The sequence below is a fragment of the Kitasatospora sp. NPDC032150 genome, from assembly GCF_055579945.1.
On the sequence record NZ_JBVIMH010000006.1, the window covers coordinates 57,311 to 72,800 of the forward strand.

Genomic DNA, 15,490 nt, shown 5'->3' on the forward strand with positions numbered 1-15,490 from the left:
GTACTCCCCCCCCCCCCCCCCCCCCCCCCCCCCCCCCCCCCCCCCCCCCCCCCCCCCCCCTCCTCCCGCCCCCACCCCCCACCCCCCCCCCCCCCCCCCCCCCCCCCCCCCCCCCCGCCGCGGTCCCGGTCTGACGCTCCTTCGGGATGCGCCCCCTTCGACCCCCCTTCGGCCGCACCGCGATCGAGGGGTCAGCGGTCGGCCAGCAGCGCGGTGGCCAGCGCCAGGGCGGTGCTCGGTCCTCTGCCACGACGGGACCGTGCCTTGGGCAGTGACGGCATGTGGCTGGGGCCGCGCTCCTGGCGGACCCGCTCGATGACCGTGTTCCCGGTCTCCGCCTCCAGCACGGGTGCGTAACCGGCGGCCCGCAGTGCACCGAGGGTCGGTTCGGGCCCGGCAGTGCTGATCAGCACGGTCGGCGCGATCCGCCGCAGCCCGAGCTTGGACAGCGCACGGGCCTTGGAGAGTTCGAGCACCAGCGCCTCGTCGTCGGAGCGGATGCAGCACGCCGAGCGCACCACGCGCATCCGGCCGTGGGTCCGCGCGGTGTCCTTGATCAGGTACTCGAGAGGCTGCGGAAGCGGCCGCCCGCCCTCCGAGACCTCGGTCAGCCGGACCAGCAGGTCCGCGGCGTCCATCCCGGAGTCCAGGGCCCGGCGGACCGCCGCAGGAGTGATCCGCCACACCACGGCATGACCCTCGGACTCCCGCTCCGCACAGGCGGACAGCAGGTCGGTCAGCTCCGGCGCGGCCGCACCGGCGACCATCGCCGTGAGGTCCGCCTGAAAACGGGCGGTGGTCCGCGGCGCGGGCAGCAGTGCGTCCAGGACCGCGGTCAGGTGCCCGACCGCGGCGTCCAGAGCGGGGTAGTCACGCAGCGCCGGTCCGGCACCCGGAACGGCGGGGAAGTGGCGGTGTGCGCCCGCGTTCAAGAGCCCGAGGACGGCGTGTCCGACCGGGCTGAGCGCCCCGTGGACGACGACCCCTAGCAGCTCCGCCTCCGCCAGGGTCGCGGCGATGCGATCGGCCTCCCACGGGCCCCGACCGATGACCGCCGGACGGAACCAGGCCGCCGTGGCCATCAGACCGGCCGGAGCGGAACCCCCGCCCCCGTCGGCCCGGCGCGTACCGACCCCGCGCCCGGCCGGCAGGGTGGCCAGCGCCTCCAGCACCGCGCGGCGCACCTCGACGGCCTCGACGTCCTGCGGGCTGACCAGCGCGACCGGGGTGTCGTCCCCGTCCGGCCAGTGGGTGAACACCTCGGGCACCACCGCCCAGGTGGCGACGAGCGGCAGCAGCCGCCGCGCGGGCGAGGAGGCCAGCCACTCCTCGTACCGTCCGGTGGGAAGCATCCGGACGGACGGTCGGGGCACCGTCGGACGCGCCGGGGCCCGCCTCTTGGCAGCGTTCTCCATTTCCTCGGCGACGGGCGTGATCAAGTCCGCGTTGGCGGCCAGGTCGAGCCACAGACGGGCCTGCTCCTCCGGCACACCGACCGCCTTCGCCATGCGCCGGGTGTCCCGGACGGCGATACCACCGGCTTTGCGCACCGCGAGCGGCTGCTCCGCGATCCAGCGCAGCATCAGCTCGACCCTGGAAGCGGCTTCGGCCATCGCGGCCTGCGCCTGGCCGTCGACGGCGACGGGGATCTCCACCGCACCGGCGACCGGGGGCGGGAAAGGCTCGTACGCCGGCGCGCGGTCATGGTCGCGCAGCGCGTCGGCCACCTCGCACGGCAGCTCCGCCAGGTCCGCACCCGCCGGCAGCACGAGGGCGCGAGCAGCCAGCCAGTCCGTTCCCGGATCTCCCGAGCCGCTTTCCCGGAAGGTGAACTTGCCTTCGGCGCCCGCCTGGTAGCCGAATCCGTAGCGGGCGACGAAGCAGTGGGTTCGCAACAGCGGCGGGCCGGCGACCAGCTTGTCCAGCAGCTCGCGGGCCTCGGGAGGCGCCTCGGCGGCCAGGGAACGCACCCGTTCCCCGTCGCGGAGCGCCGCGACGATCCACCGCTGCGCCTCGTCGCGGGTCCGTGCCTTCGACAGCCCCAGGCCCTGCGCGACGCGGTGGACCTCCGGGGCGTTGAAGGCCTCACTCAGCAACTGGTCGGCCGGCCGGCCGTAGCCGCTCGCCTCCCTGGACCGACGGTGGAGCAGGATCGGGACGACGATCTTGCTCCCGAACGGCGGCAGCACCAGGGCTCGCTCGGCCAGCCGGGACAGCGCGGCCTCGGCGACGGCCCGGCCGTCGGCATCGAGCTCCAGGAACCGGAAGAGCTGTTCCCGTGTCACCGCCCGCTCGGCGGGATCGGCCGCGGGCAGGTGCGGACGTGGCCGGTATCCGTCGTAGCCCATGATCAGATGCGGAACGCGCGGTGCGGCAGGAAGCAGCCCGTGCAGCCGCTCCGCCAAGGCCGTTACGGCGGTGAGCAGCTGAAGGTCCCCGAGGTCGATCTCGCGCAGCCCCAGGTCGACCGACGGATCCGTCAGCAGGTGCTCGGCCAGCTCGGCCACACTCTCCACCCTGCCCGCGTACGGAAGTTCGCGCTGCTCCATCAACTCGGCCAGCTGCGACGGGGTGCGCTCGGCCAGCCAGGCCGCGAGGTACTTGACAGTCGTCACTGCACCGAGCGTAGTGAATCGTCAGCACCGCCGGCGGCGAACTCCGGCAGCCCGGAGCCGGAACCGCCTTCCGGTTCCACCGCCTGGCCGCGGGACGCCCGGCCGACGGCCTTCGGGTACCCGGCGGTCCTCGCCTTCGTCGAGGACCGCCGGGCCACGGCCTCCCGGGAGGGCCGGCCACCACCGGGAGCGCCCGCCCGGCCGATCAACCGCCGGCCCGGAGGGCGTGCGGGCCACCGTCCGGATCGACCCGGCTGCCGGCTGGGGGCGGGCGGGCCGCCGCCCCGGGCAAGCCACGCGGCCGTAGCGCCGAGCGGTCTGTGACACTGGAGGGGCTCGAAAACCGAGGTGCGCCTGCCTGCGCCTCCTTGCGAACCTAGAGGGATGTCCGCAGTGAGTTCTCCCGTAGCCCAGCCCGCCGATGTGCCCACCATCGGGGGGTTGGCCGCCCGTCTGCCCGAGCTCACGATCCGCGACCAGCAGCGGATCGGCCGGCGGCTGGACGGCGCACGACGGGTCCGGAGGCCGGAGGCCCGGCAGAAGATCGCCGAGGAGCTGGCGGCGGAGATCGACAGGGCCGAGCTCCGCGTCCGGGCGCGCCGCGCGGCCGTCCCCGCGATCGGCTACCCGCAGGAGCTGCCGGTCAGCCAGAAGAAGGACGAGATCCTCGCCGCGGTCCGGGACCACCAGGTGGTGATCGTCGCGGGCGAGACCGGCTCCGGCAAGACCACCCAGATCCCGAAGATCTGCCTGGAGCTGGGCCGGGGCATCAAGGGCCTGATCGGCCACACCCAGCCGCGCCGGATCGCCGCCCGTACGGTGGCCGAACGCGTGGCCGAGGAACTGAGGACCCCGCTCGGCGAGGCGGTCGGTTGGAAGGTCCGCTTCACCGACCAGGTCGGCCAGGACACCCTGGTCAAGCTGATGACGGACGGCATCCTGCTAGCGGAGATCCAGACCGACCGCGAGCTGCGCCAGTACGACACCCTGATCATCGACGAGGCGCACGAGCGCAGCCTCAACATCGACTTCATCCTCGGCTACCTCAAGCAACTGCTGCCCCGCCGCCCGGACCTCAAGGTCGTGATCACTTCCGCGACCATCGACCCGGAGCGGTTCGCCGCGCACTTCGACGACGCCCCGATCATCGAGGTCTCCGGCCGCACCTATCCGGTCGAGGTCCGTTACCGCCCGCTCCTGGAGGACGGCGAGGGCGAGGAGGACGTCGACCGGGACCGCGACCAGGTCCAGGCGATCTGCGACTCGGTGCAGGAGCTCCAGGCCGAGGGGCCGGGCGACATCCTGGTCTTCCTCTCCGGCGAACGCGAGATCCGCGACACCGCCGACGCGCTGAACAAACTGAACCTGCGGTTCACCGAGGTCCTGCCGCTCTACGCCCGCCTCAGCTCGGCCGAGCAGCACCGGGTCTTCCAGCGCTCGGGCAGCCGCCGGATCGTGCTGGCGACCAACGTCGCCGAGACCTCGCTCACCGTCCCGGGCATCAAGTACGTGATCGACCCGGGCACTGCCCGGATCTCCCGCTACAGCCACCGCACCAAGGTGCAGCGCCTGCCGATCGAGGCGATCAGCCAGGCCAGCGCCAACCAGCGCAAGGGCCGCTGCGGCCGCACCTCGGACGGCATCTGCATCCGGCTCTACTCGGAGGAGGACTTCCTCTCCCGCCCCGAGTTCACCGACGCCGAGATCCTGCGCACCAACCTGGCCTCGGTCATCCTGCAGATGACGGCGGCCGGCCTCGGCGACATCTCCGCCTTCCCGTTCCTGGACCCGCCGGACTCCCGAAACATCAAGGACGGCGTCAACCTCCTGCACGAGCTCGGCGCCCTCGACCCCGCCGAGACGGACCCGCGCAAGCGCCTGACCGCCCTCGGCCGCAAGCTGGCCCAGCTCCCGGTGGACCCCCGGATGGCCCGCATGGTGCTGACCGCCGACGGGCTGGGCTGCGTCCACGACGTGATGGTGATCGCGGCCGCGCTCTCCATCCAGGACCCGCGCGAGCGCCCCGCCGAGAAGCGCCAGGCCGCCGACGACCGGCACCGCCGCTTCACCTCGGAGACCTCCGACTTCCTCTCCTACCTGTCGATGTGGCGGTACGTCAGGGAGCAGCAGCGCGAGCTCTCCTCCTCCGCGTTCCGCCGGATGTGCAAGTCCGAGTTCCTCAACTACCTGCGGATACGCGAGTGGCAGGACATCTTCCACCAACTCCGCACGGTGGCAAAGCAGTTGGGCGTCCTCGTGGACGAGCCGCTGCCGGACGCCGAACCTGACGGCGACCGGATCCACCAGGCGCTGCTCTCCGGACTGCTCTCGCACATCGGCCTGTTCGACGTGGAGAAGCGCGAGTACGGCGGCGCGCGGGGCGCCCGCTTCGCGGTCTTCCCCGGCTCCGGCCTGTTCAAGAAGCCGCCGCGCTGGGTGATGTCGGCGGAACTCGTCGAGACGTCCCGGCTCTGGGCCCGGATCAACGCGAAGATCGAGCCGGAGTGGATCGAGCCGCTGGCCGGCCACCTGATCAAGAAGACGTACAGCGAACCGCACTGGGAGAAGAAGGCCGGCGCGGTGCTGGCGTACGAGAAGGTCACCCTCTACGGGGTCCCGATCGTCGCCCAGCGCAAGGTCAACTACGGCCGGATCGACCCCGAACTCTGCCGCGAACTCTTCATCCGCAACGCGCTGGTGGAGGGCGACTGGGAGACCCACCACAAGTTCTTCGGCGAGAACCGCAAGCTGCTCTCGGAGGTCGAGGAGCTGGAGAACCGGGCCCGCCGCCGCGACATCATGGTGGACGACCAGACCCTGTTCGACTTCTACGACGCCCGGCTGCCCGAGGAGGTCGTCTCCACCCGGCACTTCGACTCCTGGTGGAAGAAGGCCCGGCACGAGCAGCCGGACCTGCTCAACTTCGAGAAGTCGATGCTGATCAACGACGCCGCCGACGGCGTCACCGAGGCCGACTACCCGGACTACTGGCAGCAGGGCAAGCTGCGCTTCGCGCTGACCTACCAGTTCGAGCCGGGCAGCGACGCGGACGGCGTGACCGTGCACATCCCGCTGCCGGTGCTCAACCAGGTCACCTCGGAGGGCTTCGACTGGCAGATCCCGGGTCTGCGGGCGGAGCTGGTCACCGCGTACATCCGCTCGCTGCCCAAGGCGATCCGCCGCAACTTCGTCCCCGCCCCGGACTTCGCGGCGGCCGCGCTGAAGCAGGTGAAGGACCGCCAGGAGCCGCTGCTGCCCACCCTGGAGCGGATCCTGCACCGGATGTCGGCGATCCCGATCCCGGCGGACGCCTGGGACGACTCCCGGATCCCCGACCACCTGAAGGTGACCTTCCGGGTGGTGGACGGCAAGCGGAAGCTGGCCGAGTCCAAGGACCTGGAGGAGCTGCGGCTGAAGCTGAAGCCCAAGCTGAAGGAGACGCTCTCCAGCGCCGCCTCGGGCAGGGGCATCGAGCGCGCCGGCCTGACCGCCTGGCCCGCCGACCTGCCGGTGCTCCAGCGCACCTTCGAGCAGCGCTCACGCGGGCACTCGCTGCGCGCGTACCCGGCGCTGGTGGACGAGGGCGACAGCGTGGGCATCCGGCTCTTCGACACGCCCGAGGCGCAGGCACGGGCGATGTGGGCGGGCTGCAGGCGGCTGCTGATGCTCACCGTCCCCTCGCCCGCCAAGTCCATCCAGGGCCGGCTGGGCAACCAGGCCAAGCTCGCCCTCTCCCACAACCCGCACGGCTCGATCACCGCACTGTTCGAGGACATCGTCGCGGCGGCCACCGACCGGCTGATGGCCGTGAACGGCGGCCCGGCCTGGGACGAGGCGGCCTTCACCAAGCTGTACGACAAGGTGCGGGCCGACCTCTACGACCTGTCCGCGGACACCACCCTGAAGACGGCCGGCGCGCTGATCGCCTTCCACAAGGCCTCCACCCGGCTGAAGTCGGTCTCCAGCCCGGTGCTGCTCTCGGCGGTCAACGACGTCCGGCTGCACCTGGCCTCACTCATCCACGCGGGCTTCGTGGCCGAGACCGGCTGGCAGCGGCTGCCCGACCTGAAGCGCTATCTGCTCGCCGTGGACCGGCGCCTGGAGGCGCTGCCCAACCACCCGCAGCGCGACCTGCTGCACCTGGGCAAGGTCCAGCAGGTGCAGGAGGCCTACGGCGAGCTGCTGGCGAAGGTCCCGGCCGGCCGCGAGCCCTCGCCCGAGGTCCGGGCGATCCGCTGGATGATCGAGGAGCTCCGGGTGAGCTTCTTCGCCCAGGGGCTCGGCACCCCGGCCCCCGTCTCGGAGAAGCGCATCCTCAAGGCGATGGACGCCGCCGGCAGCACCCCGTAGGACCGCCGTCCGCCCCCGGACCGGGGGCGGACGGACTCAGTTCGACCTGGGGGCCCGACATGCAGTACGATCTGTCTTGTTCGCGAGCGACGAGCAAGCGGACAAGAGATCAGAACACTCTGGTCCCGTGGAGCAGTTGGTTAGCTCGCCACCCTGTCAAGGTGGAGGTCGCGGGTTCAAGTCCCGTCGGGATCGCAGTACAGGAGAGGCCCGGAGCCGAAAGGTTCCGGGCCTCTTGCTTTGCCCTGACCGGGCGTCAGTTCCCACTACCGCAGTGTAGGTCTAGACCACAAGGTAAAGATCCTGTGGTGGTCATCACTTATTTCTTCTTGAGGCCGGACACTCCAGACACCCTGAACGCCAACCCTAATTTAATATATAAAATTGTACATGTATTTCCCAGGAATTCCCCCACCCACATCAGCACCAATAGGAACATCCGATTCCGGACATGCGTGAGGGGCCGCGGCCCAGACCCGGCGGAGTCAGGGATACGGCCCCTCACGAAATGTGTCAGCGGGCCTCTCAGGCCTCTGTACGCTGCGCCGGAATACCGGCCAGCAGTGCGCGCACCTCCGCCTCGCGGTAACGGCGGTGGCCGCCGAGAGTGCGGATGGACGTGAGCTTGCCGGCCTTGGCCCAACGGGTAACCGTCTTAGGGTCCACGCGGAACATGGTGGCGACCTCTGCCGGTGTCAGCAGCGGCTCAGCGTCAGGGGTACGAGCGGTCATGAGCGGCCTCCTCGGGAGAACCGAACCAGGGCGGTTCTATCCTTCAAATTCTGCACCTTGGCCCGCGATGCCCGAAATGGCACAGACGGGCCGAGTCGGTTATAGGACGAACGGCTTGTCCTGGTGTCTACAACTACACCATTCGTCCAGCCCCATCGGCCAAACCGCCAAAATTGACCCCTCACGGGTTCAAGCACGACGGAAGGCCATGGACCAGCCCATAGCGGACAGTCACCGTACGGTGACCATCGGTCAGGAGTGGACCAGACCCTTAGTTTCCCCGCAAAGCACGCACTACCGCCAGATCCACCCAAAAGTGGACACACGTGAGTGAACTTGGGCCGGTTGTCCCATTTTTGCATATAGGTGTAAGTTCGCGTCAACGGTGAGTAGTGTCACGTTCGAGGGGTATTGACCCGAACCGGGACCTAGGTCCCCGCTCGCCTGTTCCAAAGGGCCCGACCATCCTCACCCGGACCACTGACATCCTCCCCCGGAGGACTGCTGAGGGCGCGTCAGGCGCCTCTCAGCAGCCTGTCGCACCGCTGCGGGCCGACCGGCCAGCAGCCCTCCCCGTCAGCTGGCGTACCGCAGGGCCAGCACCTGGCGCCAACGCGCCGTCACCGTCTCGTATGCCCGCACCGCGCCGGCCTCGTCGCCGGAGCGCAGCGCCAGCAGGCCGGACTCGATCTCGGCCACCGAGTCCTCCACCGCCAGCCGTTCGGGACCCAGCAGGTGCACCAGGCCCCCGTAGTCCAGTTCCACCAGGGACCGCGGGTGGAACTCCTCCAGCCAGCGCCCGATCTGCTCCACCTCCTGCACCAGCGGGCCGCCCTGGCCGGCCGGTCCCCGCGCGGAGCCGCCGGCCCTGCCGAGCCCCTGCCGCTCCCGGAGCGCCCGGTAGGCGCGCGCCACCCGGCGGCGCGCCTGCGCCATCGGCGTCAGATAGAACAACGCCGGCGCGACCTGCCCCCGCCGGCCCTCGGCGCTGCCCGGCACGAAGCAGCGGTCCTCCGCCCCGAACGGCAGGAACCAGCGCAGCGGCACCTCCCAACGGCTGGTCAGGATCCACGGCCGGGCGTCCGGGTGGCCCGCCTGCCAGCGCTCCTTCTGCGCCGTCGCCGCGGCCCGCGCGGCCGGCGGCAGCACGGTGTCCAGCAGCGCCACCGGCAGCGAGGCGCGCAGCTCGTCCAGCGCCTGCCAGCTGCGCAGCCGGGTGGCCCACGGACAGACGTAGGTCACCCCGTCCAGCTGCCGGACGAAGGCCTGCTCGCTCTCCCGATCCGGCAGGGGGCGCGGAGTGCGGCCCACCACCTCGGCGAGCGCCTTGCGCTGTTCGACGAGTGCGGCCGGGGCGACCGAGTGCTCGGGGACGGTGGCGTCCGGGCCGTGCGTGGCGGCGTACGCCTGCCAACGGGCCCGCTCGGGCTCCGGATAGGCGGCCAGCGGCTCGTAGACCCGCAGATGGGCGGCGTACGGCGGAAGAACCGAAGTGCGCACGGTGGTCACGCATCGCATCGTCGCACGCCGCACCGCCCGCCGGGAGGGTGTTCCGGGCCTCTTTGCAGCCACCCGCTCCCGTTGCCCGCCACGGCCCTGGCTCGTTGCCGGTTCCGTCCCCCTTTCGTTGCCGCACGGGGGCAGATCCGGGGCCCTCCCCGGGGCTACTCTTCCCCCAGCCGCCCACACCACAGCAGTGGGCCACAGATACTGGAGTCACCACAGTGACCGACGTACAGACCTCCGCGACGCACCCCGCACCCGGTGTGCTGAGCAGGATCTTCCGCACCGAGCAGGACGGCGCCCCCGGCGACGGCCACGAGCAGGTAGTCCTCTGCCACGACCGCAGCAGTGGCCTGAAGGCGATCATCGCCATCCACTCCACCGCACTGGGCCCGGCCCTCGGCGGCACCCGCTTCCACCAGTACGCCTCCGAGGAGGAGGCCCTGGAGGACGCGCTGCGCCTGTCGCGCGGCATGAGCTACAAGAACGCGCTGGCGGGCCTCGACCTCGGCGGCGGCAAGGCCGTCATCATCGGTGACCCCGACAAGGCGAAGAACGAGGCGATGCTCCGCGCCTACGGCCGCTTCGTGCAGTCCCTGCGCGGCCGCTACATCACCGCCTGCGACGTGGGCACCTACGTCCAGGACATGGACGTGATCGCGCGCGAGACCGAGTTCGTGACCGGCCGCTCGCCGGAGCACGGCGGTGCCGGCGACTCCTCCATCCTGACCGCCTTCGGCGTCTTCCAGGGCATGCGCGCCTCCGCCCAGGCCCGCTGGGGCCAGCCCACCCTGCGCGGCAAGCGGGTCGGCGTCGCGGGCGTCGGCAAGGTCGGCCACTACCTCGTCGGCCACCTGGTCGCCGACGGCGCCACGGTGGTCATCACCGACGTCTCCGAGACCGCCCTGAACCGGGTCCGCGCGGCGCACCCGGAGGTCGAGGTGGTGGCCGACACCAAGGCCCTGCTCCAGGCCGACCTGGACGTCTACGCCCCCTGCGCCCTGGGCGGCGCGCTCGACGACCTGACGGTGGGCGCGCTGGGCGCGGCCGGCACCTCGATCGTCTGCGGCGCGGCCAACAACCAGCTGGCCCACCCGGGTGTCGAGAAGGACCTCGCCGACCGCGGCATCCTCTACGCGCCCGACTACCTGGTGAACTCCGGCGGCGTGATCCAGGTCGCCGACGAGATCGACGGCTTCAACTTCGAGCGTGCCAAGAACAAGGCCACCAAGATCTTCGACACCACCCTGGAGATCTTCACCCGGGCCGCCACCGACGGCGTCCCGCCGGCCGTCGCCGCCGACCGCCTGGCCGAGAAGCGGATGCGGGAGATCAGCGCGCTGCGCACGATCCTGCTGCCGGGCGCCCGCAAGGCCTGAACCGGGCCGGTCCCGGCCGACGGGCGAGTCGGCACCTGAGCCGGGGAACGCCGGCACCGGGGAGAGCGCCCGGGGGCGGCCGGCCGAGCCACCGGCCGCCCGAACGGAGCAGTGCGCCCGGGGCGGGGGATCAGAGGTCCCCGGGCTCCGCCCCGGGCGCATCACAATGTGGAACCGGATTCTCGATTTGTAGCCCGAACGGGCGATCCTGCGCCCCGGGCGAGGGATAATCGGTCCCGGAACGACGGAACCGGCGCAGGCTGCGAACAGCCTGCGACAGCCCGGAAATCCCCACCTGACCAGGAAAGAACCGGTTTCGGGGACAGACTGTGCGCGCCACGTCACACCGGCGACGTACCGTCCGGCGGCGGAAACAGGTACCGTTAATGCTCCAAGGGACGGCACTCCCACTTCGGGCGCGCCGCTCCTGATCATGAACACGTGTCAGACTCGGGGCCGTGAGCCCCACCGTTGAGGGGGTCGACCCATGGGGCGCGGCCGGGCCAAGGCCAAGCAGACGAAGGTCGCCCGCCAGCTGAAGTACAACAGCGGCGGCTTCGACGCTAACCGTCTGTCCAACGAGCTGGGCGTAACCTCGAACGCTTCGATCAACCCTGAGCCGATCGAAGAAGAAGAGGACGACGATCCCTACGCGGCGTACGCAGCTCGCTACGACGACGAGGACGACGACGCGGAGGACGCGGGCAGCAGCAGCCAGTCCCGCCGCCGCGCGTAAGAGCCTGACCGGACCGGCTTGGCGCTCCCGGAGCGCCAGGCCGGTCTTCGGCGTTCCCGTGCACCTGCCCACCGGGCCGGGTCGGACCCCGCGGGGGCAACGGGTGGCCCCGGGACGGTGACGAGCCTCCGGGGACGCCGGAGAACGCCTGGAGGGGCCTCAGCCACCTCCGGAGCGGCCGGACGCACGACCAGGCGCAACCAATCCCGGAAGCACGGAGAAGGGGCCCCGAGGGGCCCCTTCGTCCGTTGCCGCGGGCGTCAGAGCTGGAAACCCTCGTACGCGTTGTAGAGCGCCGCAGCGCCGTCGTGCTCGTCCGTGCGCTCGACGACGTCACCGAGCAGCCAGGCCTCGACGCCGCGATCCTCCAGGACCGCGAGCACCACGTCGACCGAGGACGGCGGAACGACGGCGACCATGCCGATGCCCATGTTCAAGGTCTTCTCGATCTCCAGCGCGGCCATCCGGCCGACCTGGGCGACGGTCTGGAAGACCGGCAACGGGGTCCAGGTGCCGCGGTCCAGGCGGGCGTGCAGGCCGTCCGGGATGACCCGGCCCAGGTTGGCCGCCAGGCCGCCGCCGGTGACGTGCGAGAAGGCGTGGATCTCGGTGGCCCGGGTGAGCGCCAGGCAGTCCAGCGAGTAGATCCGGGTGGGCTCCAGCAGTTCCTCGCCCAGGGTCCGCCCGAACTCCTCGACCTGTCGGTCCAGCGACCAGCCGGCCTGGTTCAGCAGGACGTGGCGCACCAGCGAGTACCCGTTGGAGTGCAGCCCGGACGCGGCCATCGCGATCACCACGTCACCCGCGCGGACCCGGTCGGCGCCCAGCAGCGCGTCGGCCTCCACCACGCCGGTGCCGGCGCCCGCGACGTCGTACTCGTCCGGGCCCAGCAGACCGGGGTGCTCGGCGGTCTCGCCGCCGACCAGCGCGCAGCCGGCCAGCGTGCAGCCCTCGGCGATGCCCTTCACGATCGCGGCGACCCGCTCGGGCACGACCTTGCCGACGCAGATGTAGTCGGTCATGAACAGCGGCTCGGCGCCGCAGACCACCAGGTCGTCGACGACCATGCCGACCAGGTCGTGGCCGATGGTGTCGTGCTTGTCCATGGCCTGGGCGATGGCGACCTTGGTCCCGACGCCGTCGGTGGCGGAGGCCAGCAGCGGACGCTCGTAGCGCTTGAAGGCGGAGGCGTCGAAGAGCCCGGCGAAACCACCGAGGCCGCCGATCACCTCGGGGCGGTCGGCCTTCTTCACCCACTGCTTCATGAGCTCGACGGCACGGTCGCCGGCCTCGATGTCGACACCTGCGGCGGCGTAGGTGGCACCGCTCTCGTTGCTGGTCACTGCTGTGCGGCCCTCTCGGGTCGAAGGGGGTTTGGAACGGACACCTCGGTCAGCGAGGAAGTCTTCGGGGGCGGGAACCCGCTCGGGGCGCGGGGAACCGCGCGGCGCGGGGCCCCGGTGCGCTGGTCGCGCCCCGAGGCCCCCGGTCGTCCGTGGGACCGTGCGCCCGCGGCCCTCCGCTTCGCGCACCCGGTCGACCGGGCGGTTCCCCGTGCCCCTGGCGGCCTGCGCCCGTTACGGCCGTCGCAGCGCGTCGCCCGCGCCCGCGCCCCCGATCAGCGACTGGACCCCGTCCAGGTCGCTGGTCGGCTTGCCGCGGACGGGCTTCCGCTGCTGCTTGCCGCCGGCGATCTCGGCCTCCAGCAGGAGCTTGCCGAGCAGCGCCGGATCGGGCAGCTCCATCGGGTACTCGCCGTCGAAGCAGGCCCGGCAGAGCCGCTCCTTGGGCTGCTTGGTGGCCTCGATCATGCCGTCGAGCGAGATGTAGGCCAGGGAGTCGGCACCGAGGGTGCGGCCGATCTCCTCGACGCTCATCCCGTTGGCGATCAGCTCCGCGCGGGTGGCGAAGTCGATGCCGAAGAAGCAGGGCCACTTGACCGGCGGGGACGAGATCCGGATGTGCACCTCGGCGGCACCGGCCTCGCGCAGCATCCGGACCAGCGCGCGCTGGGTGTTGCCACGGACGATGGAGTCGTCCACGACCACCAGGCGCTTGCCAGCGATGACTTCCTTCAGCGGGTTGAGCTTGAGCCGGATGCCGAGCTGGCGGATGGTCTGACTGGGCTGGATGAAGGTGCGCCCGACGTAGGCGTTCTTCACCAGGCCCGAGCCGTACGGGATGCCGCTGGCCTCGGCGTAGCCGATCGCGGCGGGGGTGCCGGACTCGGGGGTGGCTATCACCAGGTCGGCCTCGACCGGGGCCTCCTTGGCCAGCCGGCGGCCCATCTCCACCCGGGAGAGGTGGACGTTGCGCCCGGCGATGCTGGTGTCGGGGCGGGCCAGGTAGACGTACTCGAAGACGCAGCCCTTGGGCCTGGCCTCGGCGAAGCGGCTGGTGCGCAGGCCGTTCTCGTCGACGGCGATCAGCTCGCCGGGCTCCACCTCGCGGATGAAGGAGGCGCCGACGATGTCCAGGGCCGCCGTCTCGGAGGCGACCACCCAGCCGCGCTCCAGCCGGCCGAGGACCAGCGGGCGGATGCCCTGCGGGTCGCGGGCGGCGTAGAGGGTGTGCTCGTCCATGAAGACGAGCGAGAAGGCGCCCTTGACCCTGGGCAGGATCTGCCGGGCGGTCTCCTCGATGGAGAGGTCCGGCTGACCGGCGAGCAGGGCGGTCACCAGGTCGGTGTCGTTGGTGGCCGCGGTGCGCCCCGAGCGGGAGACGTGCTCCTCGCCGGGCAGCTCGGCGACCATGGCCGCCAGTTCGGCGGTGTTGACCAGGTTTCCGTTGTGGCCGAGGGCCAGCGAACCGCGCGCGGTCGCCCGGAAGGTCGGCTGGGCGTTCTCCCAGACCGACGAACCTGTGGTCGAGTAGCGGGCATGTCCGACCGCGATATGCCCGTGCAGGGATCCCAGTGAGGCCTCGTCGAAGACCTGGGAGACCAGTCCCATGTCCTTGAAGACGAGAATCTGGGAGCCGTTGCTCACTGCGATGCCCGCGGATTCCTGTCCACGGTGCTGCAGGGCATAGAGGCCGAAGTACGTGAGCTTTGCGACCTCCTCGCCGGGAGCCCAGACACCGAAGACGCCACAAGCGTCCTGGGGGCCTTTCTCGCCGGGAAGAAGATCGTGGTTGAGTCTTCCGTCACCACGTGGCACGCCTTCGAGTCTAGGGCAGTTCCGTACGCGTTCCGGAACTGGGGAGCCCCCGATTATTGGCCGATCGAATAGCAACGCGCGTAGACAAAACATAGCGACGCGCGTAGACAAAACCCCTTACCGCGAGCGCAATTCCGGCACCGCAATTCGCCGGGCCCGGAGTTTCCTTGCGCCGCGTGCCTTCGGGGGATATCGGACGGCTGACGGCGCATCGGGGGCGGGGCGGTGACGTGACACTGCTCACCCGGCGGGCAGCACCAGCTCCCACGCCCCGGCGTGCACCGTCCAGGTGCGGGCGCCGAGGGGGCCGAGCGCGCGCCCGTCCGCCTCGCAGCCGAAGCCGTGACCCGTCACGGTGAGGCTGCCCGCCCTGACCCGCCGCGGTTCGCCGCCGGTGTGCAGCCACAGCTCCAGCACGCCCTCGCCGATCGGGACGGTGATGTCGAGCCGGCACGGCGGCCGGTGGACGTCGGCGAGCGGGCGGCCGTCCGCCTCGATCCGCAGCCGGGGATGTCCGACGGACGCCGTCGCCTGCTCGGCCGCAGCGAATTTCGCCCATAGCGAACGCAGCCCGCCTACTCGGCCCCGGCGGTACGGATGGATCCGCAGGTCCCCGAGGACCACCTCGTCGGTGTCGTCGATCAAGAGGTCCAGTTTCCGCGAGGCGCCGGCCATCACCGCGCGGGCCGCGGCGACCGGCTCCGGCGGGACACCCAGCGCCCGTACCGCGGCCACCGCGCCGGGACGCCCGACCGGTACCACGCCGAGCGCGTCGGCACCCAACTCGCGGTGCCGGTGCAAGGCCTGAAGTACCCGTTGCACGGCCAGATCGGAACCGATCACGACCGGTCGCCGGCGGCCACGACGCGCCAGGGCCCGGTCAAGTTCGGACGGGCTCTCCGGCAGCGCCACCTTGACGTCCGCCCCGCCGCACAGGACGTCCCGGGCGATCCGCACCGACTCGCCGTCGCTCCGCCGGGCCACCGGATCCAGTAGCACCAGGAGCGGGCCCGGACC

The 15,490-nt window shown here is 71.4% G+C and carries 9 protein-coding genes and 1 tRNA gene; 4 read left to right on the forward strand and 6 right to left on the reverse strand.

What is annotated here, in order from left to right:
• Positions 1-191 precede the first annotated feature (191 nt).
• Positions 192-2,615: a helicase-associated domain-containing protein gene (locus ACZ5ON_RS09640; protein WP_465588134.1), complete on the reverse strand. Its 2,424-nt coding sequence runs from the start codon at positions 2,613-2,615 to the stop codon at positions 192-194.
• 384 nt (positions 2,616-2,999) lie between these two features.
• Between ACZ5ON_RS09640 and hrpA the strand changes: the two genes are divergently transcribed.
• Together hrpA and ACZ5ON_RS09650 are read left to right on the forward strand one after the other, a co-directional pair.
• Complete coding sequence (gene hrpA / locus ACZ5ON_RS09645) at positions 3,000-6,965, forward strand: ATP-dependent RNA helicase HrpA (protein WP_465588137.1); 3,966 nt, start codon at positions 3,000-3,002, stop codon at positions 6,963-6,965.
• Between the two features lie 121 nt (positions 6,966-7,086).
• Positions 7,087-7,160 (forward strand) — tRNA-Asp (locus tag ACZ5ON_RS09650).
• A 330-nt stretch (positions 7,161-7,490) separates the two neighbouring features.
• Here ACZ5ON_RS09650 and bldC read toward each other — a convergent pair.
• Entirely contained in the window at positions 7,491-7,697 is a 207-nt protein-coding gene (bldC, locus tag ACZ5ON_RS09655; protein ID WP_014137253.1) for a developmental transcriptional regulator BldC, read from the reverse strand.
• A gap of 576 nt (positions 7,698-8,273) precedes the next feature.
• The gene (locus ACZ5ON_RS09660; protein ID WP_465588141.1) at positions 8,274-9,206 is read right to left on the reverse strand and encodes a DUF8083 family protein; all 933 of its coding nucleotides are present in this window, start codon (positions 9,204-9,206) and stop codon (positions 8,274-8,276) included.
• A gap of 215 nt (positions 9,207-9,421) precedes the next feature.
• Here ACZ5ON_RS09660 and ACZ5ON_RS09665 point away from each other — a divergent pair, with 215 nt between their 5' ends.
• Positions 9,422-10,579: a Glu/Leu/Phe/Val dehydrogenase dimerization domain-containing protein gene (locus ACZ5ON_RS09665; RefSeq protein WP_465588145.1), complete on the forward strand. Its 1,158-nt coding sequence runs from the start codon at positions 9,422-9,424 to the stop codon at positions 10,577-10,579.
• 487 nt (positions 10,580-11,066) lie between these two features.
• A complete protein-coding gene (locus tag ACZ5ON_RS09670) occupies positions 11,067-11,315 on the forward strand; it encodes a DUF3073 domain-containing protein (RefSeq protein ID WP_465588150.1) in 249 nt (82 codons plus the stop codon).
• A 260-nt stretch (positions 11,316-11,575) separates the two neighbouring features.
• Here the strand turns inward: ACZ5ON_RS09670 and purM are convergent, their stop codons facing one another.
• The 3 genes from purM to ACZ5ON_RS09685 all read right to left on the reverse strand — a co-directional run bounded on the left by purM (position 11,576) and on the right by ACZ5ON_RS09685 (position 15,457).
• Positions 11,576-12,658 (reverse strand): phosphoribosylformylglycinamidine cyclo-ligase, encoded by a 1,083-nt coding sequence (gene purM / locus ACZ5ON_RS09675; RefSeq protein ID WP_465588153.1) that lies wholly within the window; start codon positions 12,656-12,658, stop codon positions 11,576-11,578.
• Between the two features lie 234 nt (positions 12,659-12,892).
• Positions 12,893-14,473, reverse strand: a complete 1,581-nt coding sequence (purF, locus tag ACZ5ON_RS09680; RefSeq protein WP_465588156.1) for an amidophosphoribosyltransferase — start codon at positions 14,471-14,473, stop codon at positions 12,893-12,895.
• Between the two features lie 240 nt (positions 14,474-14,713).
• A complete protein-coding gene (locus ACZ5ON_RS09685) occupies positions 14,714-15,457 on the reverse strand; it encodes a diacylglycerol kinase (protein WP_465588159.1) in 744 nt (247 codons plus the stop codon).
• Positions 15,458-15,490 lie beyond the last annotated feature (33 nt).

Bases quoted from the DNA above. Each gene is read 5' to 3' on its own strand.
- hrpA (WP_465588137.1), top strand. From the start codon at position 3,000: ATGTCCGCAGTGAGTTCTCCCGTAGCCCAGCCCGCCGATGTGCCCACC.
- bldC (WP_014137253.1), bottom strand. From the start codon at position 7,697: ATGACCGCTCGTACCCCTGACGCTGAGCCGCTGCTGACACCGGCAGAG.
- ACZ5ON_RS09670 (WP_465588150.1), top strand. From the start codon at position 11,067: ATGGGGCGCGGCCGGGCCAAGGCCAAGCAGACGAAGGTCGCCCGCCAG.